The 8,617-nt window shown below is 57.4% G+C and carries 7 protein-coding genes; 4 read left to right on the forward strand and 3 right to left on the reverse strand.

Features of this window, described 5'->3' with window-relative positions:
- Positions 1-3: 3 nt before the first annotated feature.
- A complete protein-coding gene (locus tag ACW5W8_RS02790) occupies positions 4-372 on the reverse strand; it encodes a response regulator (protein WP_033113548.1) in 369 nt (122 codons plus the stop codon).
- A 236-nt stretch (positions 373-608) separates the two neighbouring features.
- Here ACW5W8_RS02790 and rlmKL point away from each other — a divergent pair, with 236 nt between their 5' ends.
- The 4 genes from rlmKL to rmf all read left to right on the forward strand — a co-directional run bounded on the left by rlmKL (position 609) and on the right by rmf (position 5,359).
- Positions 609-2,804 carry a bifunctional 23S rRNA (guanine(2069)-N(7))-methyltransferase RlmK/23S rRNA (guanine(2445)-N(2))-methyltransferase RlmL gene (gene rlmKL, locus ACW5W8_RS02795; RefSeq protein ID WP_498626303.1) on the forward strand — a complete coding sequence of 732 codons (2,196 nt, stop codon included), beginning with the start codon at positions 609-611 and terminating at the stop codon, positions 2,802-2,804.
- Positions 2,804-3,034: a glutaredoxin family protein gene (locus ACW5W8_RS02800; protein ID WP_498626304.1), complete on the forward strand. Its 231-nt coding sequence runs from the start codon at positions 2,804-2,806 to the stop codon at positions 3,032-3,034. The genes rlmKL and ACW5W8_RS02800 overlap by 1 nt, the downstream gene beginning before the upstream one ends.
- Positions 3,035-3,107: 73 nt before the next feature.
- The gene (gene uup, locus ACW5W8_RS02805) at positions 3,108-5,021 is read left to right on the forward strand and encodes an ATP-binding cassette ATPase Uup (protein ID WP_498626305.1); all 1,914 of its coding nucleotides are present in this window, start codon (positions 3,108-3,110) and stop codon (positions 5,019-5,021) included.
- A gap of 158 nt (positions 5,022-5,179) precedes the next feature.
- Complete coding sequence (gene rmf / locus ACW5W8_RS02810) at positions 5,180-5,359, forward strand: ribosome modulation factor (RefSeq protein WP_005315693.1); 180 nt, start codon at positions 5,180-5,182, stop codon at positions 5,357-5,359.
- An 83-nt stretch (positions 5,360-5,442) separates the two neighbouring features.
- Here rmf and fabA read toward each other — a convergent pair whose 3' ends face one another.
- Positions 5,443-6,003: a 3-hydroxyacyl-[acyl-carrier-protein] dehydratase FabA gene (gene fabA / locus ACW5W8_RS02815; RefSeq protein WP_101530564.1), complete on the reverse strand. Its 561-nt coding sequence runs from the start codon at positions 6,001-6,003 to the stop codon at positions 5,443-5,445.
- 77 nt (positions 6,004-6,080) lie between these two features.
- Positions 6,081-8,057, reverse strand: coding sequence for a Lon protease family protein (locus tag ACW5W8_RS02820; RefSeq protein WP_498626306.1), 1,977 nt, complete (start codon positions 8,055-8,057; stop codon positions 6,081-6,083).
- Positions 8,058-8,617: the final 560 nt, after the last annotated feature.

Below are 8,617 nucleotides of genomic sequence, written 5' to 3' on the forward strand. Positions count from 1 at the left end.
GTATCATGGTTGCACCACCTTGTAGACATCATCGATAAGCTTAAGCGGCTCGAATGGCTTGGTCAGCCAGACACGGGCGCCGGCATCGAACCCCTCTTGACGGATCTCGGGCGAGTTTTCCGTCGTCAGCATGATGAACGGGATATAGCGGGTGGTTGCCTGTGCCTTGAGATGGCGCAGCAGTGTCATCCCGTCCATGCCCGGCATGTTGAGATCGGAGATGATGAGATGTACCCGCTGGCCATCGAGGCGGGAGAGGGCCGCGTTGCCATCATCCGCTTCGATCACGCTAAAACCGGCGCTTTGCAGCGTCATGGTAATGGTGGCTCTGATACTGGCGGAGTCTTCCACAACAAGGATGGTTTTGGTCATGTTCGTGCTCATTCATACGCGAGGATGGTATCCGGATGACATTTTCTAACCCCCTAATTGTTGTCCAATAAGTTGATGTACGTGGTTTTTTTAAAAATAAGAGAAATGGATGACAAGTGCAGGGATGGGCAGCAGGGGGGCGCGGGTTTCATGTCGTGGGCGGAAGCATTAAATTCAGCGGGCGTCATCGCTTCATCCCCTAGTTTTGCATGCTCAGCGTGGCCTTATAGGGTATAATGCGGCACTATTTTTATGGGTTCCCCGTGAGCGTGATGAAAGAATTTTTTGCAACCTGCCCCAAGGGGCTGGAAAACCTGTTGGCCGACGAGCTGACCACCCTGGGCGCAGAGCAGGTCCGTGAGACCGTGGCTGGCGTCCATTTCAAAGGCGAACTGGCGATTGGCTACAAGGCCTGCCTGTGGAGCCGTTTTGCCTCCCGTATCGTGCTGGTGCTGTCCGAATTCCAGATGAACGACGATCTGGATCTCTATCTGGGCGCCCACACAATCCCCTGGGAAGAGCACTTCTCCGGTACCTCTACCATCGCGGTAGACTTTACCGGTACCAACCCCGCTATTCGCAATACCCAATATGGCGCGCTGAAGATCAAGGATGCCATCGTTGACCGCTTCACCAAGCGCGGTCACGTACGTCCGGACGTGGACAAGAAGTCGCCGGATATTCGCATCATGGCGCACCTGGGCAAAGGCAAGGCCAATATCACGCTGGACTTGTCAGGCCCGGCGTTGCATCAGCGTTTCTATCGTCAGGGCACAGGTGAAGCACCACTCAAAGAGAACCTGGCCTGCGCCATGATTGCCCGTAGTGGCTGGGCCGGTGAGCCCATGATGGACCCTATGTGCGGTTCCGGTACCTTGCTGATTGAAGCGGCCTTTATCGCCGCCGACATGGCGCCGGCGCTGCGCCGCGAGCGCTTCGGTTTCGATCGCTGGCTGCAGCACGATAGCGAGCTGTGGCAGAGCCTGATGATGGAAGCGCAAGTGCGCGCCAAACGCGGCATGCAGCGTTGTGAAGTGAAGCTGTTTGGCTGTGATGCCGACAGCCGAGTGCTGCTCAAAGCGCGCGACAACGCCAAGGCGGCCGGTGTGGCCCACCTCATCACCTTCAATCAGGCCGATGTCACCAAGCTGGAAAACCCGCTGCCGATGCCTGCCCCTGTTGAAGGGGAAGAAGGTCAAGGGGAGGCCCGCCAGGTCGGTATGCTCATTTCCAACCCGCCTTATGGCGAGCGTCTTGGCGAATTTCCGGCCCTGCTGGAAGTGCATCAGGCCCTCGGCGATGCTCTGCGTCGCAGCTTCCAGGGTTGGAAAGTCTCCATTCTTTCCGCATCCCCCGAACTGCTCAGCTGTCTGCGCCTGCGCGCCGACAAGCAATATCGCCTGTTCAACGGCGCCCTCGAGTGTCAGCTGCGCAATTATCAAATCGCACTGGACTCCGTGGCTTCCCAAAAAGAGGTGGCACAGGACTTTGCCAACCGTCTACGCAAGAATCTGAAAACTCTCGAGAAGTGGGCCAACAAAGAGGGAATCGATTGCTATCGCATCTACGATGCCGACTTGCCGGAATACAACGCCGCCATCGACCGCTATCAGGACTACCTGGTGGTGCAAGAGTATGCCGCGCCTAAGGACATCCCCGCCCAGAAGACCCGTCAGCGTCTGCTCGATATGGTTCAGGCCGCCATCAAGGTGACCGGAATGGACGGCGAGAAGGTGATCCTGAAGGTGCGTGAGCGTCAGGAAGGCAAACAGCAGTATCAGAAGCTCTCCGAAGAGCAGCACCGGATGGAAGTGCAGGAGTATGGCGCCCGTCTGTGGGTCAACCTCTACGACTATCTGGATACCGGTCTGTTCCTCGATCATCGTCAGACTCGCCGCATGCTGGGTCAGATGGCCAAAGGCAAGCGCTTCCTGAATCTGTTTGCCTACACCGGCAGTGCCACCGTGCACGCAGGTCTCGGCGGTGCCAGCGAGACCACTACGGTCGACATGTCCCACACCTACCTGAACTGGGCACAGGACAACATGCGTCTCAACTCGCTGGTGGGCCGTCAGCACAAGTTTGTGCAGGCCGATTGTCTGAAGTGGTTATCGGAAGCGGATGAGCAGTACGATCTCATCTTTATCGATCCGCCCACCTTCTCCAACTCCAAGCGGATGGACGAGAGCTTCGACGTACAGCGCGATCACCTGCTGCTGATGCAGCATCTGAAGCGTCTGCTGGCGGCCGATGGCACCCTGGTCTTCTCCAACAACAAGCGTCACTTCAAGATGGATCTGGCCGGTCTCGAGGCCACTGGTCTCAAGGCCCAGAACATCACCCAGAAGACGCGCCCGAAGGATTTCGAGCGCAACCAGCACATCCACAACTGCTGGATCATCACCCATGCGCCGGAGCAAGGCGAGGCGTGATGCTGACCCTGTTTCATACCGACGGTTGCCACCTGTGCGAGCAGGCCTGGGTGCTGGTGGAGGAGGCCGGCCTTGCCGCCGCCACCCGCCAGTGCGACATCATGGATGATGAGCAGTGGCTTGCCGCCTATCGGGTGCGCATTCCGGTGCTGCGTGACGAGGCCGGCCGCGAGCTCGGCTGGCCCTTCACGTTGGCTGAGCTCAATGGCTGGGCTGCCCGTCAGGGGTGAGCGTGATTTGACGATAAAACGGGGGCAGACCCAGTCTGCTGCCCGTTTTTTTCATATGAAATAAGGAACACACATGGCTCTTTTAACATTGCACGGCGCCTGTCTGTCGTTCAGTGATTTCCCGTTGCTCGACAATGCCGAATTGACCATCGAGCGGGGCGAGCGCCTCTGTCTGGTTGGCCGCAACGGGGCGGGCAAGTCTACCCTGATGAAGGTCATTGCCAGCGAATTGCCGCTGGACGACGGGCGTCTGGTGCTGCAACAAGATTTGAAAGTAACCCGCCTTGAGCAGGATCCGCCTGCTTCCAGCGAGCTGACGGTGTTTGACTATGCCGCCGAAGGGCTGGCGGGGGTGGGGGAGCTGCTCAAGCAGTACCACCACATCTCCATGGAGCTGGCGAGCGATCCGTCAGATGCCAATATTCGCAAGATGAGCGAGTTGCAAGAGCAGCTCGATTATCAGAACGGCTGGCAATTCGAGACCCGCATCAGTCAGGTGTTGACCCTGCTGGGGCTGGAGCCTGACGTGACCCTAGATAGCCTCTCCGGCGGCTGGCTGCGCAAAGTGGCGCTGGCCCGTGCGCTGGCTTGCGATCCCGACTTGTTGCTGCTTGATGAGCCGACCAACCACCTGGACATCGAAGCCATCAACTGGCTGGAAGATTTCCTCAAGGATTTTCGCGGCGCCATCGTCTTTATCTCTCACGATCGGGAGTTTATACACAAGCTGGCCACCCGGATCATCGATCTGGATCGCGGCGCCATCACCTCCTGGCCGGGTAACTACGACGAGTACCTGCAGGGGAAAGAGGAGTGGCTGCGGGTCGAAGAGCTGAAAAATGCCGAGTTCGACCGCAAACTGGCCCAGGAAGAGGTGTGGGTGCGTCAGGGTATCAAGGCTCGCCGTACCCGTAACGAAGGCCGGGTACGCGCCCTTGAGGCGATGCGAATGGAGCGCTCCCAGCGCCGCGAGCTGCAGGGCAAGGCCAAGCTGCAACTGGACGAGGTCAATCGCTCCGGCAAGCTGGTGTTCGAGACCGAAGGGCTGGGGCTGGATTTTGGCGATCGCACTCTGTTCAAGGGGCTCGATCTGCAAGTGCTGCGTGGCGACAAGATTGCGCTGGTCGGCCCCAATGGCTGCGGCAAATCGACCCTGATCAAGCTGTTGCTGGGGCAGCTTGAGCCAACCCGTGGCACCGTCAAGGGGGGCACCAATCTGGAGGTGGCCTACTTCGATCAGTACCGCGAGCAGCTCGATCCCGAGCAGACCGTGGTGGACAACGTCGGGGAGGGTAAGCAGGAGGTGATGGTGCGTGGCCGCTCCCGTCACATTCTTGGTTACCTGCAGGACTTTCTGTTCGAACCCAAGCGGGCTCGTACGCCGGTCAAGGCGCTCTCCGGTGGTGAGAAGAACCGGCTGCTGCTGGCCAAGCTGTTCCTCAAGCCGAGCAACCTGCTGATCCTCGATGAACCGACCAACGACCTCGACGTCGAGACTCTGGAGCTGCTGGAAGAGCTGCTTTCCGACTACCCCGGCACCCTGCTGCTGGTGAGTCACGATCGTCGCTTCATCGACAACACAGTGACCGGCTGCTGGCTGTTTGAAGGGGATGGCCGCATCAGCGATTACGTGGGCGGTTACGCTGACATGATAGCGACCCGCGAACAGCAGAATGCCCAACAACAGGCCAAGAGTGCACCGGCCAAGGCGCCCGAGCCGGTCGTTGCCGCCGTGCCAGAAGTGCCGAAGAAAAGCAAGAAGCTCTCCTACAAGCTGCAGCTTGAACTGGAAGGGTTGCCCGCTCGTCTTGAGCAGCTCGAAGCCGAGCTGGATGCGCTGCAAAGCGAGATCAACCAGCCAGGGTTCTTTTCGCTGCCGGCAGATAAAACCCAGCCGAAACTCGATGCGCTCAATGCCGCTGAAGCCGCGCTGGAGCAGGCATTTGCTCGCTGGGAAGAGCTGGAAGGACTCAAAAATCAGGAGTAAGTTCCCTGTAATTAAAACTTAATCCAGTTCAGTGCCTTGTGTCACATAGCCCGGTTAGGGTGGAAGTTTTTGTTTGACCGGGTGCGCTCGCAGGAGTAAAGATGAAAGCGACCGATGCAGAATTGGTCGCTTTTTTTGTTCCACGAAGAGGGTCGTAGATGATGAAGAGACAGAAGCGGGACCGTCTGGAAAGAGCTCGTGCTCGTGGTTATCAGGCTGGCGTGGTCGGCAAACAGAAAGAAGCGTGTCCGTATCAATGCCTGGATGCCCGAGGGCATTGGCTTGGTGGTTGGCGTGATGCCATGGAAGGGCGGGGCTCAGGCCTCTTCATGAAGTAGCAGGTACTTCATCACTCATTACAAAAGGAAAGGGGCCGTTGTGGCCCCTTTGCGTTAATGCTGTTTACCACTAATCAGACAGATCAGAATGTGGTGGTATCTTTGAACAGGCCCACTTTCAGGTCGGTGGCGCTGTAGATCGGACGGCCGTCGACTTCGACCACGCCATCAGCAATCCCCATCACCAGCTTGCGGTTGATGACGCGCTTGAAGGTGATCTTGTAGGTCACTTTCTTGGCTGTCGGCAGGATCTGGCCGGTAAATTTCACTTCACCTACGCCCAGCGCACGACCCTTGCCGGGGCCGCCTTTCCAGCCTAGGAAGAAGCCAACCAGCTGCCACATGGCGTCCAGACCGAGACAGCCTGGCATTACCGGGTCACCCGGGAAGTGGCAATCGAAGAACCAGAGATCCGGAGTAATGTCGAGCTCAGCCAGGATCTCGCCCTTGCCGTGTTCGCCGCCGTTGTCATTGATCTTGACGATGCGGTCCATCATCAACATGTTGGGGGCAGGCAGCTGACTGTTACCCTCACCAAACAGTTCGCCACGGCTGCAAGCCAGCAGCTCTTCACGGGTAAAAGAGTTCTTGCCCTGTTCGCACAGGGAAAGGCGGGCTTCCATGGTGGTATTGTCTACGGTCACGCGGTATTTCCTTCAAATGGGTCAAAGCTGGGCCAATTTAGCTTACAGTTGTTCGCTAAACAACTCCGATCACTTCATCAGCGGCCAAACAGGCGCCCCAGCAGGGATTGCAGCAGTCCGACTTTGGCAGTGGAGCCGTTCAACTCGTCCAACCGCTCCTGAATACGGCCAAACAGGGTATCGGGCATATCAGGCTCACCGGCGACACAGCCAGTCAGCAACTCGATGGCCTCTTCCACATGATCCACCGGGAGGATATGGAACTGGCCTGCGGCAACAGCCTCAATCACCTCGTCAGAGAGATTGAGCTGTTGGATGTTGGTCCCCGGCAGAATGATCCCTTGCTTACCGGTGATGCCGTGGATCTTACACACCCGGAAGAAGCCTTCAATCTTCTCGTTGACGCCACCAACGGCCTGCACATTGCCAAACTGATCGACCGCACCGGTCACGGCGAAGTGCTGATAAATAGGCTGGCGGGCGAGGGCAGAGAGCAGGGCACACAAGCCGGTCAGTGAAGCACTGTCGCCATCAATTTCGTGGTAAGACTGCTCGAACACCAGATTCGCCGACAGGGGGGAGGGGTTCTCTGCGCCAAATTTGTTGGAGAGATAGCCGTGGATAATCATCATCGCCTTGGCGTGGATATGACCGGCCAGCTCCGCTTTGCGCTCGATATCCGCCACATCGCCATCACCAAGGTGTACGGTCGCGGTGAGGCGCACCGGCTCACCGAAGTCATAGGGGTGACCGGAGACCTGAATGACCGACAGGCCGTTGATCTGGCCAATCTCTTCGCCATCGGTTTGCAGCAGGATTTGGCCGTCGATGACGCCCTGATCGGACTGCTCAACGAGATAGTTGAGACGGTAATCCTGCTCCTCCAGCGCGCCGCGGATATGCTCGTCGGTGACGACGTCCGCTTCCAGTTCGCGCGCCAGACTGTCAGCCATCCGCATGATGGCGGAGAGTTGCACTTCGGAGAGCGATAGCCACTCCTGATGGTCACAGAGGCGGCTGGCATGACGACAAAGGGCGGCGAGGGCGGCTGGCGTGAAGTCCAGTAGGCTCCAGCGCTGGCGCAGCCAGGCCAGGTACTGCAGAAATTCCTGCAGGTCCTCTTCAATATTCACTTCGGAGACCAGATCGGCGCGCAGGAAGATGCGCTCGGACATATCCCGATCCAGCATCTGGAACTCCGCCACGTCGAGTCTGTCACCCACCAGGATCAGCTTGAGCTTGATGGGGGTCGCCTCAGGTGCGAAGAAGGGGGTCAGGGTTTTCCCTTCCTGATAGGCGTTCCAGTCCAGCTCGCCTTTTTGCATGGCATTTTTCAGCTTGAACCAGAGGTGCGGCTGATCCAGCAGTTCGTCCAGCTGCAAAATGAGGTAACCGCCGTTGGCTTCGCGCAGCAAGCCAGGCTCCAACAGGTGCTGGTTAGCATAGACAGAGCCTTGCTCGGTCTGGTAGTTGATGGAACCAAACAGGGTATCCCAGTTGAGATCACGGCCATAAATCACCGGCGCTTCCTGCTCTTCGTGATGGATCAGCAGGTTGATTAGAACCGGGTGCTGGAACTCCAGCCCCAATGCCACGTGGGCGGCCAGATCGGAGAGGAAATCATCGATCTTCGGATCATTGTTCTGCTTACGCATGATGCGGGTCACGATGCGCTCGGCATCGAGGTGGTGGCTCAAGAGCTTGAGCAACTCGCCAACCATCTCGCAGAATTCGATACCTGTGCCTGGTTGCAGGCGCAGCCAGATAGGTTTGAAGGGGTTGTTCAAGTTCTCGGTGTAGCAGAGATCAAACAGGTCACCGTCCTTGCCATGGGAGTCGGCAATCAACGTCTGGCAAACACCTTCATAATCTGCGCCGGGGAACCCGTTGAGCAGCATGACCGGACAGTCACCATCAAAACTGGCGAGACGCTTGATGCCGGAAATGGCTCTGGGTTGCAGTGCCGCAAAGGGGATGGGCTCAAGTTCACTGAGCTTGGGGAACTGTTCAATCGCAAAAGCGGGTTTTAATTGTTCTGATGTTAATTCAGCCACTTAAGACATCCGGTCGAAGATAGGATCAATTGTTGCCATTATACACAGTTCAATAAGTGGTGACAGGAAACAAGATACTTGATTTAACATAATATACATTATGCGCAGTGCGGGATAGAGCGATTGAGGAGCATTGGCGGGGTCGCCCGTACCCCTGATGCCGATAACTGGCTTTATCGGCGTCAGGAGCACCGTGGCGCCGTCGCTCCCTAGTCGGGTCGCTCCTGCTTCGTGACTGCTGGATCCGGTGCCAACTTGATATACGTTTCACCTGGGCAATCGAGTAACGCCGGCAGGCAAAAAAAAGGCGCTACCATCGCTGGTAACGCCGCTAACACGTCAATAAGGATAATCAAGAAAGCGCGCTGTTATCACGACTGTCCTGAGAATCGAGAATAGCCTGTATGTAGGCAACCTGACCAGAGATAGCCTCGGACTGAGTGTAAATCGATTCAAGAACATGCCCGAATGAGGTGTCCTGACAAGATCGGACAGTCCCGGATCAAGCAGCCTGAGCAGTTCTCCAATACCTCTTGTTAAACTCCGCCGGGCTGACATTG

Source organism: Aeromonas aquatilis, assembly GCF_054052405.1.